This is a genomic window from Vibrio sp. B1-2, assembly GCF_963888445.1.
GTDB lineage: Bacteria > Pseudomonadota > Gammaproteobacteria > Enterobacterales > Vibrionaceae > Vibrio > Vibrio anguillarum.
Map to the genome: position 1 here is coordinate 1 of NZ_CAWPJH010000042.1, position 22,414 is coordinate 22,414.

At 40.5% G+C, this 22,414-nt stretch carries 21 protein-coding genes and 1 pseudogene; 3 read left to right on the forward strand and 19 right to left on the reverse strand.

The genetic code is table 11. The features are described 5' to 3' along the window. A pseudogene (locus tag AACQ75_RS14765) lies at positions 1–70 on the forward strand (type II toxin-antitoxin system RelE/ParE family toxin); the annotation flags it as partial. Positions 71–1,280: 1,210 nt separating this feature from the next. Here the strand turns inward: AACQ75_RS14765 and AACQ75_RS14770 are convergent. From AACQ75_RS14770 to AACQ75_RS14800, 5 genes are all read right to left on the reverse strand, one after another. Further along, complete coding sequence (locus AACQ75_RS14770) at positions 1,281–1,850, reverse strand: DUF2726 domain-containing protein (RefSeq protein WP_170888932.1); 570 nt, start codon at positions 1,848–1,850, stop codon at positions 1,281–1,283. 144 nt (positions 1,851–1,994) lie between these two features. After that, positions 1,995–2,354 carry a VOC family protein gene (locus AACQ75_RS14775; RefSeq protein ID WP_170888933.1) on the reverse strand — a complete coding sequence of 120 codons (360 nt, stop codon included), beginning with the start codon at positions 2,352–2,354 and terminating at the stop codon, positions 1,995–1,997. A 1,092-nt stretch (positions 2,355–3,446) separates the two neighbouring features. Beyond that, entirely contained in the window at positions 3,447–3,911 is a 465-nt protein-coding gene (locus AACQ75_RS14785) for a GNAT family N-acetyltransferase (RefSeq protein WP_170889025.1), read from the reverse strand. A 143-nt stretch (positions 3,912–4,054) separates the two neighbouring features. After that, the gene (locus tag AACQ75_RS14790) at positions 4,055–5,119 is read right to left on the reverse strand and encodes a hypothetical protein (protein ID WP_170888934.1); all 1,065 of its coding nucleotides are present in this window, start codon (positions 5,117–5,119) and stop codon (positions 4,055–4,057) included. A 1,196-nt stretch (positions 5,120–6,315) separates the two neighbouring features. After that, positions 6,316–6,861, reverse strand: a complete 546-nt coding sequence (locus tag AACQ75_RS14800) for a hypothetical protein (protein ID WP_170888935.1) — start codon at positions 6,859–6,861, stop codon at positions 6,316–6,318. Between the two features lie 329 nt (positions 6,862–7,190). Between AACQ75_RS14800 and AACQ75_RS14805 the strand changes: the two genes are divergently transcribed. After that, on the forward strand, positions 7,191–7,784 hold the full coding sequence (locus AACQ75_RS14805; RefSeq protein WP_088733239.1) for a hypothetical protein: 594 nt from the start codon (positions 7,191–7,193) through the stop codon (positions 7,782–7,784). Positions 7,785–7,938: 154 nt separating this feature from the next. Here the strand turns inward: AACQ75_RS14805 and AACQ75_RS14810 are convergent, their stop codons facing one another. From AACQ75_RS14810 to AACQ75_RS14855, 10 genes are all read right to left on the reverse strand, one after another. After that, complete coding sequence (locus AACQ75_RS14810; protein ID WP_142567099.1) at positions 7,939–8,445, reverse strand: GNAT family N-acetyltransferase; 507 nt, start codon at positions 8,443–8,445, stop codon at positions 7,939–7,941. A gap of 671 nt (positions 8,446–9,116) precedes the next feature. Beyond that, positions 9,117–9,521 carry a DUF1801 domain-containing protein gene (locus AACQ75_RS14815; protein WP_047691399.1) on the reverse strand — a complete coding sequence of 135 codons (405 nt, stop codon included), beginning with the start codon at positions 9,519–9,521 and terminating at the stop codon, positions 9,117–9,119. Positions 9,522–10,211: 690 nt separating this feature from the next. Beyond that, positions 10,212–10,637, reverse strand: coding sequence for a GNAT family N-acetyltransferase (locus AACQ75_RS14820; protein ID WP_045571622.1), 426 nt, complete (start codon positions 10,635–10,637; stop codon positions 10,212–10,214). A gap of 2,040 nt (positions 10,638–12,677) precedes the next feature. Further along, entirely contained in the window at positions 12,678–13,451 is a 774-nt protein-coding gene (locus tag AACQ75_RS14825; RefSeq protein WP_170888936.1) for a phosphotransferase, read from the reverse strand. A 105-nt stretch (positions 13,452–13,556) separates the two neighbouring features. Beyond that, entirely contained in the window at positions 13,557–14,027 is a 471-nt protein-coding gene (locus AACQ75_RS14830) for a GNAT family N-acetyltransferase (RefSeq protein ID WP_170888937.1), read from the reverse strand. Positions 14,028–14,171: 144 nt separating this feature from the next. Further along, the gene (locus AACQ75_RS14835) at positions 14,172–14,582 is read right to left on the reverse strand and encodes a GNAT family N-acetyltransferase (protein WP_054963648.1); all 411 of its coding nucleotides are present in this window, start codon (positions 14,580–14,582) and stop codon (positions 14,172–14,174) included. Between the two features lie 185 nt (positions 14,583–14,767). After that, a complete protein-coding gene (locus AACQ75_RS14840; RefSeq protein ID WP_170888938.1) occupies positions 14,768–15,364 on the reverse strand; it encodes a DJ-1/PfpI family protein in 597 nt (198 codons plus the stop codon). 106 nt (positions 15,365–15,470) lie between these two features. Next, entirely contained in the window at positions 15,471–15,932 is a 462-nt protein-coding gene (locus AACQ75_RS14845; RefSeq protein ID WP_170888939.1) for a hypothetical protein, read from the reverse strand. Between the two features lie 199 nt (positions 15,933–16,131). Next, entirely contained in the window at positions 16,132–16,536 is a 405-nt protein-coding gene (locus AACQ75_RS14850) for a DUF1801 domain-containing protein (protein ID WP_094182979.1), read from the reverse strand. Positions 16,537–16,672: 136 nt separating this feature from the next. After that, positions 16,673–17,182 carry a hypothetical protein gene (locus tag AACQ75_RS14855; protein WP_170888940.1) on the reverse strand — a complete coding sequence of 170 codons (510 nt, stop codon included), beginning with the start codon at positions 17,180–17,182 and terminating at the stop codon, positions 16,673–16,675. 649 nt (positions 17,183–17,831) lie between these two features. Here AACQ75_RS14855 and AACQ75_RS14860 point away from each other — a divergent pair. Continuing rightward, a complete protein-coding gene (locus AACQ75_RS14860) occupies positions 17,832–18,104 on the forward strand; it encodes a hypothetical protein (RefSeq protein WP_170888931.1) in 273 nt (90 codons plus the stop codon). Positions 18,105–18,248: 144 nt separating this feature from the next. Here AACQ75_RS14860 and AACQ75_RS14865 read toward each other — a convergent pair whose 3' ends face one another. From AACQ75_RS14865 to AACQ75_RS14880, 4 genes are all read right to left on the reverse strand, one after another. After that, on the reverse strand, positions 18,249–18,665 hold the full coding sequence (locus AACQ75_RS14865) for a VOC family protein (RefSeq protein WP_017045395.1): 417 nt from the start codon (positions 18,663–18,665) through the stop codon (positions 18,249–18,251). Positions 18,666–19,291: 626 nt separating this feature from the next. Further along, positions 19,292–19,840, reverse strand: a complete 549-nt coding sequence (locus tag AACQ75_RS14870) for a cysteine hydrolase family protein (protein ID WP_031813865.1) — start codon at positions 19,838–19,840, stop codon at positions 19,292–19,294. A gap of 159 nt (positions 19,841–19,999) precedes the next feature. Beyond that, complete coding sequence (locus tag AACQ75_RS14875) at positions 20,000–21,193, reverse strand: hypothetical protein (RefSeq protein WP_170888941.1); 1,194 nt, start codon at positions 21,191–21,193, stop codon at positions 20,000–20,002. Positions 21,194–21,802: 609 nt separating this feature from the next. Then, positions 21,803–22,384 (reverse strand): HD domain-containing protein, encoded by a 582-nt coding sequence (locus tag AACQ75_RS14880; protein ID WP_170888942.1) that lies wholly within the window; start codon positions 22,382–22,384, stop codon positions 21,803–21,805. Positions 22,385–22,414: the final 30 nt, after the last annotated feature.

Sequence of the window (22,414 nt, forward strand, 5' to 3'; positions counted from 1 at the left end):
GGAAGACAGCTTTATTTTGGTCGTTGCAGTCCTTGGACAATCTCAATTGCCACAAAACCATCTGCGATAATTATCACACCCTAGCGTATTGAGTTAGGGTGCAATCTTGATTGGTAAACTAACGCCCAATTAAGTGGTGAACAACGCACTGGCCAAGCTGCCGCATTGCACCGTAAAACACTTTACCTAACGCATAGTAAAACTGCCATGCGTTGAGAATCCACTTGAATTGTTTGTTATGCAAATTCAATAAGATAAGCTGAATTTACTCGATCAAAAACCACAATTGCAATAGTTGAGTGATTCAAGAATCAACCCAAGCAAAAGCCGTGATAAATAAGCCGCAAAAATGAAGTCTGCCTTTCAGCGACAAACTAGGCTTTTAAACCAAACTAACTCAACGAGCAAAGCCTTCAACAAATACAAAATGATCGATTAACTTGCACTTTCCACACTTTGCGCCCGCTAAACTGACAACACCTCAATGCTAAAACCAATTGAGGCAAACAAAGAAATTTGCCTGTTTTACGGTTTGAGTTAACCAAGGATTTGAGGGTAAAAACGCTCATTTGCCGACAACACAAAACGAATAGCCCGAGAAATCCCAAAAGATTGAACCCTTAAATTTACCTGAGTTGCATAACGCCCGGCTAAGGGGTTGACAACGCATAGCCGAACTCAAAAAACACACTGTAAACGCTGAACTTCAATTTTGCACCAAAGCCGCCAAGCGTTGGCAATCCCTCTTGAGCCGTTTGTTATGAAAATTCAATAAGATAAACTGACTTTACTCGATCAAAAGCCACGATTGCAATGGTTGAGTGATTCAAGAACCAACCCAAGTAAGAACCTTGATAAATAAGCAGCCAAAACAAAGCCCACCTTTCAGCAACCAACCAAGCTTTTGAATCAGACAAACTCAACAAGCAAGACTTTCAGCAAGTGCAAAATGCTCGAATAACTTGCTCTTTCCACACTTTGCGCACGCTGAATTGGCAACAAACCAGCACCAAAACTCATTGAGGCAAACAAAGAACCTTGCCTGTTTTACGGTTTGAGTTAACCACGAATTTGAGGGTGAAAGTGCTCATTTGCCGACAACACAAAACGAATGGTCAGAGAAATCCCAAAAGATTGAATCCCTAAATTTACCTGAGTTGCATAACGCCCGGCTAAGGGGTTGACAACGCACTGCCGAACTTAAAAAACACACTGTAAACACTGAACTTAAATTTTGCACTAAAGCCGCCACGCGTTGGCAATCCCTCTTGAGCCGTTTGTTATACAAAATTAGCTTCGAACTTATTACACTTAATTTCAGTTTCTCGCGACAAAACTTTTGCGATTTCAGACGGTTCATAGAAATGCTTTGTATTAAAGCGCACCAATGGATGATGTCCATCTAGGACTTCATTTACATACTGATCGCGTTCCTGCCTTTTTTTCCAATTATGCGTAGAATCATCGAGTTCGATAACTGCTAGAATTTTTGTGGTCTTATCTGTTATGACAAAGTCCATTCGCTTTGCCCACGTTCGAGAATTATGCTTAAAATCAACAGGTTTAACCAAAGCCATTAGTGATACTTGGCTATGAATTACATACTCCGAAGGAAGAGCTTTTTGTAATGCAAAATAGAGTTTCCGCTCATTTTCAGTTGCTAAATGGCTTTGCTTTTTATGCTCAATTTTTACATTAGATGGAATAGGTACGTCAGTTAATTCAAATTTAGCTTTACGCTTGCTCGCAGTTTGATTTGGCGAATCCCATGAAGCTGGCTTCGGCGTATTATTTCCTTTAAGTTTCCATACAATGTAGCCAAACGCTACGATGATAATTATTTCAAACATCTACGCCTATTTCTCCTTTTTGTATAACGCCCGCCTAAGGGGCTGGCAACGCATTACCACTAAACTCAAACACAACAACTGCAACCACCGCGGCTCATTGGGACTGGAAACGCCACGCGTTGACAGTCCCTCTTGAGGCGTTTGTTATGCGCGTGCTTCAGACCAAACAGCAAATTCATTACCACTTGGCTCTGCAAAATGAAAACGACAACCACCAGGAAACTCAAAGATAGGACGGATGATATGACCGCCATTTTTCACGACTTTTTCTAAAGTAGCTTCAATGTCTGAACTATAGAAAATTAACAGTGCGCCACCATTTTCAGTCCGGCCAGAAAGCTCAGCTTTGAAAAAACCACCATCTAAGCCTTCATTTGAGAAAGCTGCATATTCAGGCCCATAGTCAACAAAGCTCCAACCAAAAACCTTTGAAAAGAACGCTTTCGTTGACTCTAAGTCTTTCGCTGCAAACTCCACATAATTGAGCTTTTCATGCTGGTTCATTGTTAACTCCTGTCAATTTTTCCAATTAGCGCATAACGCTGCGTTAAGGGGTGAATGCCGCATAAACCAAGCTTCCGCATACCACTTTCACCACCAAAACTCACTGCAAACCAGAAATGCCACGCGGCATGAATCCCGCTTAAACGCCTTGTTATGCTTAAGCTTCAATGGGTTACGTTTGACCAGAACCAAGATTAACTCGACTTTGATTTACACACAAAAGCCAAAACGTAGAAAACCGAAATGAATCATAGTTTTGATAATCAGGCTCGGAATTTTGGCAAATCTGGTTTGAAGTTTGAAAACCTAGAAATGGATTTCTGATTGAGCCAACCGCCCTAACCTCGCGCTTGCCCGAGAATTGATTGAGGCAATTCTCAGAGTTTTTAGCGCCAAAGAATAAGTGTCCGGAAAACAGCGCCCACTGGAGCCGACTTGCCGAAAAACTCGAAACAAACAAGCCTGGGGAACAAAGAAAAATCATAAACCACTGATTTTACGTGATTAAGCATAACGCCCGGCTAAGGGGTTGACAACGCACCGCCGGATTCAAAAAACACGCTGTAAACACTGAACTTCAATTTTGCACTAAAGTCGCCACGCGTTGGCAATCCCTCTTGAGCCGTTTGTTAGGCCAACCGATTGACAATGATACTTTCAAAAACAAAGAACAGGCTTTTTTGCAAACTTAAAACTAACTAACCGATTCATTTATAAACCAAAATTCTGAATCAGCAAAGAAACCAAAAAAACTCAAATTAAGCGATTTGGAAGAAAAGTGACGAGCGTAGCATGCTCGGCGGACGTTTGGATGCTGAAGGTTATTTTGCCGCTAAACTCACAACGATAAACAACCCAACGCGATCAAGAAACAACAAATATGTGATGATTATTTATTGTTTAAATTCAGCCATGAAAACATGGAATTTACTGTTCAATTCAAACTCGATTTAGCTGATAAAAACTCACTTTGCCTAACGCCCGCTTAAGGGGCAGACAACGCTACTACCAACTTACCGCATAGCACCGTAACCACACAAACCAACGCATAGTAAAAATGCCACGCGTTGGCTGTCCCTCTTGAAGCGTTTGTTAGCTGAATTTCTCCATAACAAAGTTGCGCAGCTTTTTACCGCGAACTTCTATGGTTTGTTCTTGTATCACCTTGAAACCAAATCTCTCGTAAAACGGACGAGCTGTAATACTCACCTCAGAATAAAACTTAGTAATTCCTTGTAATTCACCCATTCTGAGTACATGTTCCATTAACTGTCGTCCGACTCCTTGACCTTGATGTTCATGGTGACAAAAGAAATGATCAATTAATCCATTTTCTTGAAGATCACTATAACCAACAATTTTTCCATCAATTTCAGCAACAAAAGGTGATAGCGAGTTCATTTTTTGTTGCCAAATCTCAGAAGAAAAACCATCTGGAGCCCATGCTTCAACTTGGTCTTGCGAATAATCACGTAAGTTCACATTACGAACCGTATGATAAAAAATAGCCCATAAATCAAGTGCATCTGATTCTTGATACTTTCTAATTTCGATCATGCTGATATTTACCACCATTCAGCTAACGCCGCGTTAAGTAGTGAGCAACGCTAACCACGAAACCTAACCATACCACCTTAAACACAAAACCCAACGATGGAATGAAAAATGCCATGCGTTGGGAATCTGTCTTAAACGCTTTGTTATATTTTTGGCCTAAATGAAGTACCAGAATCATTTTTTCTGTCTTCTTCTAATTTCTGTTTATAGATAAGGTATTGGTCATATGCTTCCTGATACTTTAACTTCGCATCTTCATCAATCGATAAAGAGAATACACTAGCTAACTCATCTTCTTGAATGTTGCTAAGGATTGCTCGAAGTGCTGAAACCCGATCCTTGAAAGTTATATAATTAGTTGTATTTACCATCACATCTAAAAGGAAAGTCGATAAGGATAATACATCGTCTACAGCACTTGTTTTCTTAGGCTCACCATACACTGCGATATCTTTGACATTTTTAACAGCTGGAATTCTCGGGTTAGAATTTGTTTTTTGAGTATTGCAATTATAAAAAATATAAACTGAATTTAAATTTTTAGCTTGTAAGACACGAAATTGATAACCAGTATTTTCATTATACTGTGATATATCACCTTCCACCGTAGTCACTCTTTTAGCCTGAAAGTAAATTGGGCATATTATTAGGTCATCATTATCATCTTTCCATTCAAGTAGTAACGCAAAATCTGCACCAGTGACTTTTTCTCGATTTTGAACTTGCAGCTCAACCTCACTCAAATTGATGTGTGTTCCATCAAGATATAAGTGTTCTTCGTACTGTTCCTGAACCTTAGATGCACAATGGTCAATATTAGCTGTTAGCTTACCTGTCAACGAAGTCTCAGTTCTAGGTGTTTTACATTGCTCAATTAGCTTTAATTCAGCGTTTTGCAAAGATTGATACATAGCCCAAATACCAAAGCTTTTCATCGATGTCGGGTTTGAAAGGAATAGATGGTGGTATTGCTTAAAGTCTGCATTGTCTCTAGACAACATAACAAGAGTAATTTGACCGTTACTGCGAGAAATACTAGAGCAGGAATTAAATACTTGTCTAGTTTTATCCCACCATTTCGGATATTGATTGTATGTTTCGTTGATAGCTGAAGAGCAAATATTTTGCTCAAAACCATTGATTACATTAAGTCGTTCATCTGCACTTTCCATCATTGTGAAAGAGCTTCCATCAAAGTAATTGTTCATATGTCCTCGTAATAAATATAACGCCCGGCTAAGGGGTTGACAACGCACTGCCGAACTTAAAAAACACACCGTAAACACTGAATTTCAATTTTGTACTAAAGCCGCCACGCGTTGGCAATCCCTCTTGAGCCGCTTGTTAGCTGCTGCACTTTAGCCGGAGATTGACTACCCAACGGCCTAATTTAAAACACATTATTATTTTCAAACGACAAAGTAAAACGGACAACTGAGAAACTAAAACCTAATCCACGAAACGCACTTGGCAAAGAAGAAATAACCGAGAAACTGACGAGCTTCTAGGACTTGAATTTACAAAGAATTCTTTCGAAGAAGCCAACAACCAAGTGCGCGAAATCAACTTAAGCGCGAAAGAGCTTCAAAACCAAAGAAGCCACACCAAAGAAATAAACAAACACACCACTTCCCGTAAACAGACTTCGGTTAGTTCAACCGCTTCACGAACAGTGCCACTGGCGAGATACGCGGAAAAGTGCTGACTTTCAGGTGTAAAGCTAGAGCCTCAGACTAAGAAAAATAAACGCTTAATTTTATGGTTTTTCTTAACCTCAGCTAACGCCGCGTTAAGGGGTGAGTGCCGCATAAACCAACCTTCCGCAAACCACTTTCACCACCGAAACTCACCGCATACCAAAAATGCCACGCGGCACGAATCCCTCTTTAACGCTTTGTTATGTTTAAGCTTCAAGGGCTTACGTTTTACCAAAACCAAGATTAACTCAGCGTTGATTCACAAACAAAAGCCAAAACCTAAAAAACTGAAATGACTCATAGATTTGAAAAACAGACTTCGAATTTTGGCAATTCAAGCCCGAAAACTTGTAGTCAAAATACTGATTGAGCCAGCCGCACCTACCTCGCGCTTACTCGAAAATTGACTGAGGCAACTCTCTGAATTTCCAGCGCCAAAGAACAAGTGTCCGGAAAACAGCGCCAAACGAAACCAACTTGCGACAAGCACAAAACCAACAAGCCGAGGGAGCAAAGAAAAGATACAACCAACTGATTTGACGTGATTAAACATAACGCCCGGCTAAGGGGTTGACAACGCCTCACCGAACTCAAAAAACACACTGTAAACACTAAACTTCAATTTTGCACTAAAGTCGCCACGCGTTGGCAATCCCTCTTGAGCCGTTTGTTATATTCGATTCACTTAACCATGATAGGCTACATATCTAACCCTGATTGCCATAATGATCCACGGCGAAACTAAACATGACTTTAATCAAAAAGAACGTGCTGGTGATTAAGAACCAAGTGGGTAACGGTAAAAACATAAGTAATAACAAACCACTACACATTAGATTTGCAGAAATGAACAGTTGGATACGATTGTCCTTTAAAGCATTTACCACTAAGGCGGATATTATTGTGTAGGCCCAGATTAGAAACGCATACTCGAAGGGTGCAGAAAGAAGCCACGCTATTGCTAAGATATGAATATGTATAGCAATAAAAAGAAAGCGTCCCTTGCTCCTTTCTGCGTAGAACTTATTTGTGCCTCGGCTAAAATTTGCAATGCACCCAGCCAGCACATCACCAATTAGAATGAAACCTAACACTGTCAACCAACCATTTTCATGGGCTATAGGACGATAAAGCTGGGAATAAATTAGAAAACTACCAAATAAGGCAAATATTGCCGTACAAGTAATTTCAATTAAAGATTGCTTTTCACCAAAGACCTCATGAAGATACTTGGGGATTTCAATATATTTCATCCTTTGTCCTTAAAAAGTTCACCGATCAGCTTGTGGAATATAACGCCCTGCTAAGGGGTGAGCAACGCAATACCGAAGCCGCCGCACACCACCTTAATCACTAAATTCAACGCATAATAAAAATGCCACGCGTTGCGAATCCCTCTTGAGCAGTTTATTAGCCAGAAAACACCACATATAGTGCTTGCAATCAAAACAACGCACTACATATGGTTAAGTCACATTTCCAGATGAAACCCAATGAAATAACCACAAACTTAATAATGTTACATTGCAACACATACCATAAGTGATAATGTGACATCGAGCCAATAACTTGAGGATTTTGAATGCCTACATTAAGTGTGTCTGAGTTTTCTTTAATCGTTGTAACTTCGGGAAGGCCAAAGCAGACAAGGGTAAAAAACATCGCTAACCGCGAGCCTTATGCTGCATTTCGTGACTACTATGGTCCATTACGAAACTCGATTAAACGTCTTTTCATTGCAAAGCGACATATTTCTCACCTTTACACAATATGCAACCGTCAAGAGGGAACTAAAAAGCAAAAATATGAAATGATCGTCAATACTTTTAAAGATTGGCAATCTGGTAAAAATATTAAGGCTTTTGATCCACCAAGAGAACACTACAACTTTTCACAAACGAGCATCACTTGTAACCCTGAACTCCATGTTGTGTTAAACGGTCAACCACGCCTAGTTAAGCTCCATTTCAGTAGTAGTGACAAAATGACTCAGGAAAGAGCAAATATCATCTGTGCTTTGATGGAGGAGTCAATTAATGACAGTGGTTTTGAATATTCAGTCCTAGATTTAACTTCTGGCAAAGAGTACTTCTTCAATGGTAACTACGAAAAAATCTATGACAGAATAAATAACGAGATCAAGGAACTTGAGAAATTTTGGCTAGAGGTAGCTTAAAATGTGTGGCATGGATGCCCATTTTTTTGGCTAACGCCCGGCTAAGGGGTTGACAACGCACCACCGAACTCAAAAAACACACTGTAAACACTGAACTTCAATTTTGCACTAAAACCGCCACGCGTTGGCAATCCCTCTTGAGCCGTTTGTTAAATTACAATTGCTTGTAGAAGTAAACTGTTGCTTCTAACTTTCCGCTAGAACTACGCGCAAACTCTGGAATTTGACCAGCTTCGATGTAGCCAATCGAACGATATAGTAAAGAAGCCACATCACCTAAGCGAGTATCCAAAACGAGTAACTGCAAACTAAGCTCTAATGCCGTTTTTTCCATCAGTGACATTAATTTCTTACTGACACCTTGGCCACGAGCACTTGTTTTAACCATCAATTTTTCAACTTCCCCTCGATGTAAACCATTTGCTTTAGAGCATAGAGAAAGTTGAACTGCACCGATGATGGCATTTTCATCTTGAGCAATAAATAAACGACGCTTTCCTGACTTTAAATCCGATTCTACCTCACTCCAGTATGACTTGATTTCTTCTCTGTCGATCGGAGTTAAAAAACCGACTGAAGCACCACTCTCAACACAATCTATAAGCAATGAATTTAACTGAACTGAGACGCTAGAGGTTGAATTAATTTCCTTTATTTCCACTGAACTATCCTTGTAATTTAACGCCCGGCTAAGGGGTTGACAACGCACCGCCGAACTCAAAAAACCACTGTAAACACTAAACTTCAATTTTGCACTAAAGCCGCCACGCGTTGGCAATCCCTCTTGAGCCGTTTGTTATGCAAATTCAATAAGATAAACTGACTTTACTCGATCAAAAGCCACGATTGCAATGGTTGAGTGATTCAAGAAACAACCCAAGTAGGAGCCGTGATAAATTAGCCGCCAAAACAAAGTCCACCCTTCAACAACAAACCAAGCTTTTGAACCAGGAAAACTCAACAAGCAAGACTTTCAGAAAATGCGAAATGCTCGATTAACTTGCCCTTTCCACACTTTGCGCCCGCTAAATTCACAACAAACAAGCACCAAAACTCATTGAGGCAAACAAAGAACCTTGCCTGTTTTACGGCTTGAGTAAACCACGAATTTTAGGGTAAAAATACTCATTTGCCGACAACACAAAACGAATGGCCGGAGAAATCCCACAAGATTGAACCCCTAATTTTACCTGAGTTGCATAACGCCCGGCTAAGGGGTTGACAACGCACCACCGAACTCAAAAAACACACTGTAAACACTGAACTTAAATTTTGCACTAAAGCCGCCACGCGTTGGCAATCCCTCTTGAGCCGTTTGTTATGTGAATTTTTTCAAGCACCCAAAAGAGGAAAGTTTTTACGCTGCTGATAGGTTAAAGCTAGCTCTAAACAGGATTTGATTGCTGCTTCTGGCAACGGTTTCGATAAGGACAGCACTATTGCTCTGTTTCCCTGAAACTCCAGTTCTTCACAATACAATTCCCGAAATGTATCGACTAGCTTAGTTTGGCAATTAAAAAACAGGTAATAATTATTAGGAGACTTCAGCTTCCAATCCATTCTTAGTGGACTGCCTGTTTTTACGCTGTAGCTTGGCTCACCCCATTTTAGAGATTCATCGACATCACCCAGATCCAATTCAGATACGATTTGAAAGACTAGATTTCGCAGTTCCTCTAATCTAATACGAACATTTTCCGGATATTCATCGAAGCGATCTTTGACTATCTTGTCCATTGAAATCTCCCATTCACATAACGCCCGGCTAAGGGGTTGACAACGCACTGCCGAACTTAAAAAACACACTGTAAACACTGAACTTCAATTTGGCACTAAAGTCGCCATGCGTTGGCAATCCCTCTTGAGCCGTTTGTTAGCTGCTGCACTTTAGCCGGAGATTGACTACCCAACGGCCTAATTTAAAACACATTATTGCTTTCAAGCGACAAAGTAAAACGGACAACTGAGAAACTAATACCTAATCCACGAAACGCACTTGGCAAAGAAGAAATAACAGGAAAACTTGACGAGCTTTTAGAACTTAAATTTACAAAGGATTCTTTCGAAGAAGCCAACGGCCAAGTGCGCGAAATCCATTTAAGCGCGAAAAAGCTTCAAAACCAAAGAAGCCACACCAAAGAAATAAACAAACACACCACTTCCCGTAAACAGACTTCGGTTAGTTCAACCGCTTCACGAACAGTGCCACTGGCGAGATACGCGGAAAAGTGCTGACGTTCAGGTGTAAAGCTAGAGCCTCAGACTAAGAAAAATAAACGCTTAATTTTATGGTTTTTCTTAACCTCAGCTAACGCCCGGCTAAGGGGTTGACAACGCACCGCCGAACTTAAAAAACACACCGTAAACACTGAACTTCAATTTTGAACTAAAGCCGCCATGCGTTGGCAATCCCTCTTGAGCCGTTTGTTAGGTTTTTGAGCTGAAGCTCATGTGATAATAACCACCAAATTCATCATCTACTTGCGACACAATTGCAAAACCTTGTGACAAATAGAACTCAAGTGCCTTTTGATTTTGAACCATACATTTAAGACTCAAATAGCCATATTTTGCTTTCGCACCGTTAAGTAATATTGAGCCAATACCTTGACTCTGATATTCGCTGGAAACATACAGATGATGAACAAATTTGTCAGGTTCCCAAATCGAGATGAAACCTGCAACTTTACCTAAAGCCTCAACTAGCCAAATTCGTTCACCTTGAGTATCACGATCAAAGTCTTCTAATCGAAAGCTGTCCGTCTTGAGCCATGTAAAACCATCTCTTCTAGAGTGAAGATAGATCTTCCTTAATGATTCCAGATTACAAACACTAAACTCTTTGATTTCCATGTATAACCTTAAACCTAACGCCCGGCTAAGGGGTTGACAACGCATAGCCGAACTAAAAAAACACACCGTAAACACTGAACTTTAGTTTTGTACTAAAGCCGCCACGCGTTGGCAATCCCTCTTGAGCCGTTTGTTAGGCCAACCGATTGACAACGATACTTTCAAAACCAAAGAACGAGCTTTTTTGTAAACTTAAAACAAACTAACCCATTCATTTATAAACCAAAACCCTAAATCAGCAAAGAAACAAAAAATTCAAATTAAGCGATTTGGAAGAAAAGTGACGAGCGTAGCATGCTCGGCGGACGTTTGGATGCTGAAGGTTATTTTGCCGCTAAATTCACAACGATAAACAACCCAACGCGATCAATAAACAACAAATATGTGATGACGATTTATTGCTTAAGTTCAGTCCGAGAACATGGAATTTACCGTTCAATTCAAACTCGTTTTAGCTGATAAAAACTCACTTTGCCTAACGCCCGGCTAAGGGGTTGACAACGCATAGCCGAACTCAAAAAACACACTGTAAACACTGAACTTCAATTTTGCACTAAAGTCGCCAAGCGTTGGCAATCCCTCTTGAGCCGTTTGTTAGGCCAACCGATTGACAATGATACTTTCAAAACCAAAGAACAAGGTTTGTTTGAAAACTGAAAACCAACTAAGTGATTTATTTATAAAGCAAAATCTCAAATCAGCAAAGAAACCAAAAAGCTCAAATTGAGCGATTTGGAAGAAAAGTGACGAGCGTAGCATGCTCGGCGGACGTTTGGATGCTGAAGGTTATTTTGCCGCTAAATTCACAACGATAAACAACCCAACGCGATCAAAAAACAACAAATATGTGATGACGATTTATTGCTTAAGTCCAGCCATGAGAACATGGAATCCACCGTTCAATTCAAACCCAATCTAGCAGATAAAAACTCACTTTGCCTAACGCCCGGCTAAGGGGTTGACAACGCACCGCCGAACTTAAAAAACACACTTAAACACTGGACTGCAATTTTGCACTAAAGTCGCCACGCGTTGGCAATCCCTCTTGAGCCGTTTGTTATGCAAATTCAATAAGATAAACTGACTTTACTCGATCAAAAGCCACGATTGCAATGGTTGAGTGATTCAAGAATCAACCCAAGCAGGAGCCGTGATAAATAAGCCGCCAAAACAAAGTCCACCGTTCAACAACAAACCAAGCTTTTGAATGAGACAAACTCAACAAGCAAGACTTTCAGCAAGTACAAAATGCTCGATAAACTTGCCCTTTCCACACTTTGCGCACGCTGAATTGGCAACAAACCAACACAAAAACTCATTGAGACAAACAAAGAACCTTACCTGTTTTACGGCTTGAGTGAACCACGAATTTGAGGGTAAAAAAGCTGATTTGCCGACGGCACAAAACGAATGGCCGGAGAAATCTAAAAAGATTGAACCTCTAAATTTACCTGAGTTGCATAACGCCCGGCTAAGGGGTTGACAACGCACTGCCAAACCCAAAAAACACACTGTAAACACTGAACTTCAATTTTGAACTAAAGCAGCGACGCGTTGGCAATCCCTCTTAAGCCGTTTGTTAGGCCAACTGATTGACGCCGACACTTTTAAAACTAAAGAACGAGCTTTTTTTGTAAACTTAAAACAAACTAACCGATTCATTTATAAACCAAAATGCTAAATCAGCAAAGAAACAAAAAATTCAAACTGAGCGATTTGGAAGAAAAATGACGAGCGTAGCATTCTCGGCGGACGTTTGGATGCTGAAGGTTATTTTACCGATGAATTCACAGCGTTAAACAACCCAACACGCTCAAGAAACGACAAATATGTGATGATTATTTATGGCTTAAGTTAAGCCACAAAACATGGAATTTACTGCTCAATTCCAACGCTATTTAGCTGATAACAACTCACTTTGCCTAACGCCCGCTTAAGGGGCAGCCAACGCCACGACCAACTTTCCGCATAACACCGTAACCACAATGACCAACGCATAGTAAAAATGCCGCGCGTTGGCTGTCCCTCTTGAAGCGTTTGTTAGTTGCACAGCGCGCGCTGAATTTTGTGCTTGTTAGTTTCGATGTAATCTATGTCATTAAGGTAAGATTGTAGATGCCCTTCCTCAATGTTTGTCGCAAATTGCTCGTCGCCACTATCTGCTTCTTTTCGCATAAAGTTCACAAGGGCATTTAATCGCCGAACCATTGCATCCGCAAGCTGCTCTCTTTGACTATATGTAGCATCGTAGCTATCGCAGAATAACCTTGCTCTTAAAAGTTGTTCTTCCATTGTGCCAAGGCCATCAATGCTGTCCGTTTTAAAAGGTGCCCAACAATATATTGAATAAGCTAAGTCCCACACTCTTGAAGCGGGGTGTGCTGTGTCAAAATCAAACACACCAACTACTGAATTTCCTGAAAGTGCTACATTGTACGGCGTGAAATCACCATGACATATAACTTCGAATGGCTCTCGTGGGTCGAGCATCCACGGTAAATTTACGATGTCGTTATTACTGACAAACGATGCTGTTGAGTCATGAATTTTTCTAAGCAATTTAGCTGCTGATCTCAAAGCTTCTGACGTTGCAATAGCACCAACTAATGGATAATTATAAGTATCACCAACAACGAAACTTAATTTTTCTTGTTTCCCTTCAATGCCAAGAAATCTAGGCGACTCTGTTAAGCCTGAGCTTTGTAAATGCGTTAACAGCTTATGAATTGTTGGGCTCCATAACTGTAATGGTCGATAAATAATTTCACCATCACGGTAAATTGCAGACTCTCGCCCACCTGATAATTCTTCCATATTTCTCCTTTAGCAACTAACGCTGCGTTAAGGTGTGACAAGCGCTTGCCATACTGTGAGCGAAGCGAAACCGGCAAGCGTTTGGAATCACTCTTAAACGCTTTGTTATGCGATTTTTGCGCACATTATGTATTGAGGACCCGCTAGACCACCCAAATACTGTTCAAAACCGTTTTCAAAGCCACCTTTTTCGTAACACACTTTTGCTCCTGGATTTTTGCAATTAACTGTCAGGTAAATCCAATTGAATGCTGAGTAGTGGGCTTTTAAGTAGGGAAAGAGAGCTTTGACCGCCTTCGTGCCTAACCCTTTACCTTGCTGACTAGTGTCAATAGCAAAAGCTCTTAATCCTAGCCCATCTGACGGACAAAACTTATAGTTAGAAGAATAAGCAACATCCAATTTGAAGAAACCGACTACTGAACCGTTGTTTTTTATGACATGCAAATGAGTTGTCTCACTTGCACTTGATATGAATTCATCAGCTGTACCAGCAAACTTAACTTGTTCATCAGCTAAACGTATAAGCTTAATTGCCCCAATATTTGATTCGTTAATCTTCTCTATTTCTACCATTTTGCTTCCATACAATTGAATCGCATAACGCCGCGTTAAGTGGTGAGCAACGCCGACCACCACACCTAAAATATTGTGCCGTAAACACTAAATTCAAATCAAACCGAAAATGCCGAGCGTTGCGAATCTGCCTTAAACGCTTTGTTATGCGTGCGGCTTAAATTTCTTCGTCATTCCTTGGCTGGATGGAGAAACAAGCTTGTACCCTAATTTCTCGTAAAACACTGGCTCATCTGCGATCATTGAAACATAAGAGCCTTCAAGAGCAACCGACGACAAATAGTTATCTATATGCTCCATGACCTTCCGGCCTAACCCTTGGCCTTGATAGTTCGGATCAACTGCAACATCCACGACTTCAAAGTTACATGCGCCGTCTCCAACTACCCGCCCCATAGCAATTAGCACATCATCATCTCGAACCGAGATAGCGTACAAGCTATTTGGCAAAGCAATAGTGGCAGCTTTTAACGACTTTGGAGACAGCCCTGCCTTCACTCTCATTTCACAAAATTCTGACGGGCTAGGGACTTTTGCTTCGTATGTTATTGTCATGATGTACATCTCCTTTTATTACATTCGGAGTATACACAAGACAACTGTATAAATAAACATGTAAAGTGAGTTTTTGATTAGTACGCATAACGCCGCGTTAAGGTGTGACAAGCGCTTGCCATACTTGAGCGAAGCGAAACCGGCAAGCGTTTGGAATCACTCTTAAACGCCTTGTTAGGCAAATTTTATAGATATGCACCGACTACTGACATGCAGTGCTGAACTGTGCTTTCTTTTTCACCGACTGGCGCAACATAATGAATTGCCGATTCAGCGTCCGCCCTACCTGATAACTTGCTAATTACCCACGCAGCCAAGTACTTTGATGACAAACAACCACCCGCTGTCGCAAGATTACCTTTAGCATAAAAGGGTTGCTCTAAAACAGTAACTCCTGATTCTACAACCCAAGGTTTCGTTGTTAAATCGGTACAAGCTGGTATTTGATGCAGTAAACCAAGTACTGACATGAGCAACGTACCTGAACATTGTCCACCAATTAACTGAGTATCAGGGTTTAGCTTTAGCCTCGAAAGTATATCTCTGTCTTGAGCGACATCACGTGTTAGCACACCGCTGCCAAATAATACGACGTTGGCACTATTAGCAAACTCAAGAGGTTGTTGGGATTGGATTGTAACTCCGTTCATTGAAGTGACGTATTGAGATGGACTCGTTATTTGTACATTCCAACCAGCGTCTTTCATGCGGTTCAAAATACCCGCTGCTATAAATGAATCCAGTTCATTAAATCCGTCAAAAGTTAGTACAGCAATGTCCATATTTACTCCTATTTGCCTAACGCCCTAATAATGGGCAAAAAATTGTTGGCTAAAATGTTGAGGAACGAAAACAGCCAACTGTTTTTTGTCCTTATTAATTAGCTTGTTAGGTACTTTTTACGCCCATAACTTCACTACGATATTTATTGCGTGCATCTTCACTCAATACTTTAACTGAACTCGGGCGTGATTTCCCTGAGTTTAAATATTCATCCCAGTAATTAGGTTTGAACATAGTATTCCATGGAATTAAGCCAAAACATGCAGCTAAGAACTCCGAATATAAGCCTGAGTCAGATGTCACGGCACCAATATAGTCATCTTCTGCAAATGCTTCATTCGGGAAATCTGCTTTCCTTACGATAGGTTCACACTTAGCTATTGACGCCCATGTTCCGTTATTTAAGTCTTGTTTCCATGTTGCGCCAAGAGACAAAATATCGCTTCGTTTTAATGTTGGAATAGTCTCAGGTAGCTCTTTAAATTGATAAGAAAAAACTGCGATATATACGACATTAGGCATCATTAAATCTATCGCTTGGCAAATACCAAAACTTCCGTCTTCCAATGGAATTCCATACACGCTTCCTTGTTCCCACCGAACTCGTTTAAAACTCATAATTTTGATAAGTACCTAACGCTCGGCTAAGGGGTTGACAACGCACCGCCGAACTTAAAAAACACACCGTAAACACTGAACTTTAATTTTGTACTAAAGCCGCCACGCGTTGGCAATCCCTCTTGAGCCGTTTGTTATGTGAATTTTTTCAAGCACCCAAAAGAGGAAAGTTTTTGCGCTGCTGATAGGTTAAAGCTAACTCTAAACAGGATTTGATTGCTGTTTCTGGCAACGGTTTCGATAAGGACAGCACTATTGCTCTGTTTCCCTGAAACTCCAGCTCTTCACAATACAATTCCCGAAATGTATCGACTAGCTTAGTTTGGCAATTAAAAAACAGGTAATAATTATTAGGAGACTTCAGCTTCCAATCCATTCTTAGTGGACTGCCTGTTTTTACGCTGTAGCTTGGCTCACCCCATTTTAGAGATTCATCAACATCACCCAGATCCAATTCAGATACGATTTGAAAGACTAGATTTCGCAGTTCCTCTAGCCTAATACGAACATTTTCCGGATATTCATCGAAGCGATCTTTGACTACCTTGTCCATTGGAATCTCCCATTCACATAACGCCCGGCTAAGGGGTTGACAACGCACCGCCGAACTTAAAAAACACACTGTAAACACTGAATTTCAATTTTGCACTAAAGTCGCCACGCGTTGGCAATCCCTCTTGAGCCGTTTGTTATGTTTTGTGTCCGAACCTCTTTACCAAACCAGAGCAAATGACAGCCAGCTTAGCATCACTATTTACTACGTGTTGACGCGCGTCTTCGAATAAGCAATACACTTCACCCTCTTCGCAAACCTTACCTTTCTCCAAAACATCTAACACTTGCATGTTCCACAAGTAGTAATCGTTCGGATCAAAACCTGAGTTTTGAAAATATAGACCTACGATTAACTCCATTTGACGAATATTAGCCATCAACCGCCGTCTGCGCTCTCGACTTACTGTCGGATAATCACCTCTTTGGCTCTGTATATCATCTAAGATCTCGGTACATAGATCTGTGTATTCAATTGATAATTGAGCTAGTTCTTCAATCTTCTTTAGCAAGTACTCTTGGCGCGCTCTGCGCTGAGAAAAATACTGATTTGTGAGCAATACGCCAACGGCCAATAATGCAGAGAATGCAAAAGTAACCAACTTAACTTGGTCTTCCTTAGCCGAAAATAGTTCTATTAAGTACATTTCATCCTCGAAAAACATAACGCCCGGCTAAGGGGTTGACAACGCATAGCCGAACTCAAAAAACACACTGTAAACACTGAACTTCAATTTTGTACTAAAGCCGCCACGCGTTGACAATCCCTCTTGAGCCGTTTGTTAGGCCAACCAATTGACACCGAGACTTTCACAACCAAAGAACGAGCTTTTTTGTAAACTTGAAACAAACTAACCGATTAATTTATAAACCAAAATGCTGAATCAGCAAAGAAACAAAAAACTCAAATTGAGCGGTTTGGAAGAAAAGTGACGAGCGTAGCATGCTCGGCGGACGTTTGAATGCTGAAGGTTATTTTGCCGCTAAATTCACAACGAAAAGCAACCCAACGCGATCAAGAAACAGCAAATATGTGATGATTATTTATTGTTTAAATTCAGCCATGAAAACATGGAATTTACTGTTCAATTCAAACTCGATTTAGCTGATAAAAACTCACTTTGCCTAACGCCCGGCTAAGGGGTTGACAACGCACCGCCGAATTCAAAAAACACACTGTAAACACTGAACTTCAATTTTGCACTAAAGTCGCCAAGCGTTGGCAATCCCTCTTGAGCCGTTTGTTAGGCCAATAGATTGACAACGATACTTTAAAAACTCAAGAACAAGGCTTGTTTGAAAACTGAAAACCAACTAACCGATTCATTTATAAACCAAAATTTCAAATCAGCAAAGAAACCAAAAAACTCAAATTTAACGGTTTGGAAGAAAAATGACGAGCGTAGCATGCTCGGCGGACGTTTGGATGCTGAAGGTTATTTTGCCGCTAAATTCACAACGAAAAGCAACCCAACACGATCAAGAAACAACAAATATGTGATGACGATTTATTGCTTAAGTCCAGCCATGAGAACATGGAATTCGCCGTTCAATTCAAACCCGATTTAGCTGATAAAAACTCACTTTGCCTAACGCCCGCTTAAGGGGCTGACAACGCAAAGCACTGAACTTAAATTAACAGCCGTAATCACAAATGTTAATTTGAACTGAGAGCACCACGCGTTGGCTGTCCCTCTTGAAGCGTTTGTTATGCTACCTTTTTGCCATTGGATGGCTTGGATTCAATTGAAGAAGATCCCACAAGTTTCCATACAAGTCTTCAAACACTGCTACCGTTCCATAGTCTTCTTCTGTTGGCTCGCGGACGAAGTTAATACCAATCGATTTCATACGCTTAAAGTCACGCCAGAAATCATCAGTATTTAGGAACAGGAATACTCGACCACCTGCTTGATTCCCAATGAAATCATGCTGCTCTGGCTTCGAAGCTCTGGCAAGTAACAACGTAACACCATGAGAATTTGGTGGAGCCACAACCACCCAACGTTTGTCTTGTTCAGGTTGATGAGTATCTTCAATAAGTTCAAATTTGAGTTTGTTTACATAAAAATCAATGGCTTCATCATAATCTTTTACAACTAAAGCAATATGGACAATGTTCTGTTTCATAGTATTCCTTATTGAAGATTTCGACTGGTAGCATAACGCCCGGCTAAGGGGTTGACAACGCATAGCTGAACTCAAAAAACACACCGTAAACACTGAACTTCAATTTTGTACTAAAGCCGCCACGCGTTGACAATCCCTCTTGAGCCGTTTGTTAGGCCAACCAATTGACACCGAGACTTTCAAAACCAAAGAACGAGCTTTTTTGTAAACTTAAAACAAACTAACCCATTCATTTATAAACCAAAATGCCAAATCAGAAAAGAAACAAAAAAACTCAAATTGAGCGATTTGGAAGAAAAGTGACGAGCGTAGCATGCTCGGCGGACGTTTGGATGCTGAAGGTTATTTTGCCGCTAAATTCACAACGAAAAGCAACCCAACACGATCAAGAAACAACAAATATGTGATGACGATTTATTGCTTAAGTCCAGCCATGAGAACATGGAATTCGCCGTTCAATTCAAACCCGATTTAGCTGATAAAAACTCACTTTGCCTAACGCCCAATTAAGGGGTGAGCAACGCTACCACCCAACTTAAAGCATTGTGCCATAAACACTAAATTTGAAGTAGAACCAAAAATGCCAAGCGTTGGGAATCCCTCTTAAATTGTTTGTTATATGCGTGCTACAATGAAGCAACCAAAGCATTTGTTGAAACCACTTGAGCAAACGGAACACTAAGCGCCGCCATATAAGCAGCCTGGACGTCAGAAGCCAAGACTTGCTTACCGTCAAACTCTAAGCTCTTCGTTGCACAACCATCTGATATGACTGTGCATTTATAACCCAAATCAAATGCTGCTCTTGTCGTTGTATCAATACACATATGTGTCATTGCACCGCAGATTACAAGCTCATCAACCCCTTGTGAGTTAAGAAGTTCATTTAAATTAGTTTCTCTAAATGAACTAGGATAATTTTTAACAATCACTGGCTCACTCTCCATCGGCTCAACTAGTTCGTGTATTTTGCAACCAAAGGTATTTGGTATGAAGAAGGTTGCACCTTCACGCGTTGCTATGTGCTGAATATGAAAAACTGGTAACTCTTGCTCTCGAAAGTAAGAAAGCAGTCGAGCACAATTGCGAGCTGCATCTTCCATACCCTCCAATTCCATAGCACCACCTAAGAAGTAGTCGTTCTGTATATCGATTAGCAATAATCCTTTACTCATAATTTTTCCTAGCCTATTTACTGATTTATAGTTGAAAGCATATAACGCCCGCTTAAGTGGTGAGAAACGCTACCACGACACTTAATTATTACACCGTAAACGCAAAAGCCAAATCAAACCAAAACCGCCACGCGTTGCGAATCCGTCTTAAAGCGTTTGTTAACTGTATTTTTCGACCATGTGCAGTTCGATCATATATAGAGCTACCAAAGAGATTGTCACAACGTTACACATATGCAAGTATCTAGAATATGAGATATTTCGCTCAGCTCCAGTACCACCACTTTTAAACATTACTACCTCTCCATCTCGCCAAATTGAGGCATGATGAGAACCATTTCTGAGGCTAGAATCTAGCTGTTCAGAAAAAGCTGCAAACTCCGCTGTATCTTTAAAAGGGTTATCTCGCTTAGCCTTTTCGACATCTTTTATATACTTGGCTAAAGTCATTTGCTTGAATTCATCAAACTGCCGATCAGCATGTAAATTATTAAGGCACGCAAACACAGTAAAGTTACTGGTTAGAGCCTCATACACTTCACCATAATAAAGCTTAATTTCATCAAAGTTCTTTGAACCAACCATCATATCGTCAACGTCTTCGTTCCAAATTCTAGCTCTATCAACAAGTTGCCCTAAAATGTCCCGATATCGAAAGAAACTAGTTAGGGTAGAAATGTAACGGTTTTGATTTTCTTTCTTAAGGTTATCACTGTAGTACTTATAAAAATCATCTAACTTACCTTGTTCAAATAGACTATCAATTATGCCCAAAATAGGTTTTGAAATATCATTTACTCTTGGGTAATAAAGAGAGTCGAAAAATTCGTTTAGAACATCATTGGCACTTTTACATTCACAGCCACCAAACTTGTGTTTTTTCCGCTCTTTATTGTAACCCACGATTAGTTTGTCAATATGCTTTTCTTTCCCCTCGCTCTCAGAAAGATTTACAATCGCTTTAACTTTATTCCAAAGATTAGCTGCATTCGGAATGTCAAACTGAGTTGCAATATCTTGAAATTTTCCCGGAACAGCACGAACATGACGAGCAATTAAGTTTACCGCCTGAAGCGAAGGGAAACTCATACGTTCATGATATTTATCGACAGGAAAACAGCAGTTTGGGTGTAGGTTAATCACAGTTTTAGAATCGTCGATGTCTACAAATGTACAATTTTCGACGACTTCTATATGTGCATTTGGTGCCTTGGCTCTGACAGCCACTCCAATTGGTTGCAAGCACTCTAAGCAGTCAAAGCTATGTTTTTGATATGAGTCATAACCGACTCCTATTCGAACGAAATACTCGCTAGCACATATAGCGCAAATTACATTTTGTGAAATTACCATCTTACTCCTCGATACAGTTAACGCCCGGCTAAGGGGTTGACAACGCATAACCGAACTCAAAAAACACACTGTAAACACTGAGCTTCAATTTTGTACTAAAGCCGCCACGCGTTGACAATCCCTCTTGAGCCGTTTGTTAGGCCAACCAATTGACACCGACACTTTTACAACCAAAGAACGAGCTTTTTTGTAAACTTAAAACAAACTAACCCATTAATTTATAAACCAAAACCCTAAATCAGCAAAGAAACCAAAAAAACTCAAATTGAGCGATTTGGAAGAAAAGTGACGAGCGTAGCATACTCGGCGGACGTTTGGATGCTGAAGGTTATTTTGCCGATGAATTCACAGTGATAAACAACCCAACGCGATCAAGAAACAGCAAATATGTGATGATTATTTATTGCTTAAGTTAAGCCACAAAACATGGAATTTACTGCTCAATTTCAACTCGATTTAGCTGATAAAAACTCACCTTGCCTAACGCCCGCCTAAGGGGCTGGCAACGCATTACCACAAAACTCAAACACAACAGCCGAAACCACCGCGGCTCAATGGGACTGGAAACGCCACGCGTTGACAGTCCCTCTTGAGGCGTTTGTTATACGCCTATTTCAGTACACCCGATTGAACTGCGTCATTGAGCCTAGACTCGACTTCTCGCCACAACAAATTACTACCTTTGGAAATGCGTTCGCCATTAAAAGCAAAAACTTTTTCTTTGGATATATTGTGTTTTTTCCAGCCATGACCTTCACCATGAATGTTGTGAAGTAAAGGTGGAACTCGGTCGATTGCCTTAGCAAAGCTTGCTTCGGGGCTTACACCTTCTTCAAACTCGTCCCAAAGATTAGAAAACTCTTCTCGGCTTGCTTCTGGTAAAAGTTGAAATAACTTCTGTATGCATGACCTTTCTAGTTGTTTGTTTTCTTCTGTTTCAGCAGAGTAAATAACCGTATCACCTGCCTCAATTTCAGCCAAGTCATGGATGAGTAGCATTTTCATGACACGAACAATATCAACTGGTTCATTAGCAAAATCTTTGAGTAAAAGAGCACCCAGGCAAACATGCCAGCTATGTTCTGCTGAGTTCTCATATCTATCTAACCCTACAGGTTTAGTTTGTCGTTCTATCGATTTAAGCTTCTCGACCTCTATCATAAAGTCGATTATTCCCTTAATTTCTTCCACGCTAAGTCCTTTTTGATGCTCAATATTTGA

Excerpts from the sequence above, each read along its gene's own strand:
- AACQ75_RS14830 (WP_170888937.1), bottom strand. The coding sequence starts at position 14,027 with ATGGTAGAAATAGAGAAGATTAACGAATCAAATATTGGGGCAATTAAG.
- AACQ75_RS14815 (WP_047691399.1), bottom strand. The coding sequence starts at position 9,521 with ATGGACAAGATAGTCAAAGATCGCTTCGATGAATATCCGGAAAATGTT.
- AACQ75_RS14800 (WP_170888935.1), bottom strand. The coding sequence starts at position 6,861 with ATGAAATATATTGAAATCCCCAAGTATCTTCATGAGGTCTTTGGTGAA.
- AACQ75_RS14840 (WP_170888938.1), bottom strand. The coding sequence starts at position 15,364 with ATGGACATTGCTGTACTAACTTTTGACGGATTTAATGAACTGGATTCA.
- AACQ75_RS14850 (WP_094182979.1), bottom strand. The coding sequence starts at position 16,536 with ATGGACAAGGTAGTCAAAGATCGCTTCGATGAATATCCGGAAAATGTT.
- AACQ75_RS14790 (WP_170888934.1), bottom strand. The coding sequence starts at position 5,119 with ATGAACAATTACTTTGATGGAAGCTCTTTCACAATGATGGAAAGTGCA.
- AACQ75_RS14785 (WP_170889025.1), bottom strand. The coding sequence starts at position 3,911 with ATGATCGAAATTAGAAAGTATCAAGAATCAGATGCACTTGATTTATGG.
- AACQ75_RS14775 (WP_170888933.1), bottom strand. The coding sequence starts at position 2,354 with ATGAACCAGCATGAAAAGCTCAATTATGTGGAGTTTGCAGCGAAAGAC.
- AACQ75_RS14875 (WP_170888941.1), bottom strand. The coding sequence starts at position 21,193 with ATGGTAATTTCACAAAATGTAATTTGCGCTATATGTGCTAGCGAGTAT.
- AACQ75_RS14825 (WP_170888936.1), bottom strand. The coding sequence starts at position 13,451 with ATGGAAGAATTATCAGGTGGGCGAGAGTCTGCAATTTACCGTGATGGT.
- AACQ75_RS14820 (WP_045571622.1), bottom strand. The coding sequence starts at position 10,637 with ATGGAAATCAAAGAGTTTAGTGTTTGTAATCTGGAATCATTAAGGAAG.
- AACQ75_RS14835 (WP_054963648.1), bottom strand. The coding sequence starts at position 14,582 with ATGACAATAACATACGAAGCAAAAGTCCCTAGCCCGTCAGAATTTTGT.
- AACQ75_RS14770 (WP_170888932.1), bottom strand. The coding sequence starts at position 1,850 with ATGTTTGAAATAATTATCATCGTAGCGTTTGGCTACATTGTATGGAAA.
- AACQ75_RS14870 (WP_031813865.1), bottom strand. The coding sequence starts at position 19,840 with ATGAGTAAAGGATTATTGCTAATCGATATACAGAACGACTACTTCTTA.
- AACQ75_RS14805 (WP_088733239.1), top strand. The coding sequence starts at position 7,191 with ATGCCTACATTAAGTGTGTCTGAGTTTTCTTTAATCGTTGTAACTTCG.
- AACQ75_RS14855 (WP_170888940.1), bottom strand. The coding sequence starts at position 17,182 with ATGTACTTAATAGAACTATTTTCGGCTAAGGAAGACCAAGTTAAGTTG.
- AACQ75_RS14865 (WP_017045395.1), bottom strand. The coding sequence starts at position 18,665 with ATGAAACAGAACATTGTCCATATTGCTTTAGTTGTAAAAGATTATGAT.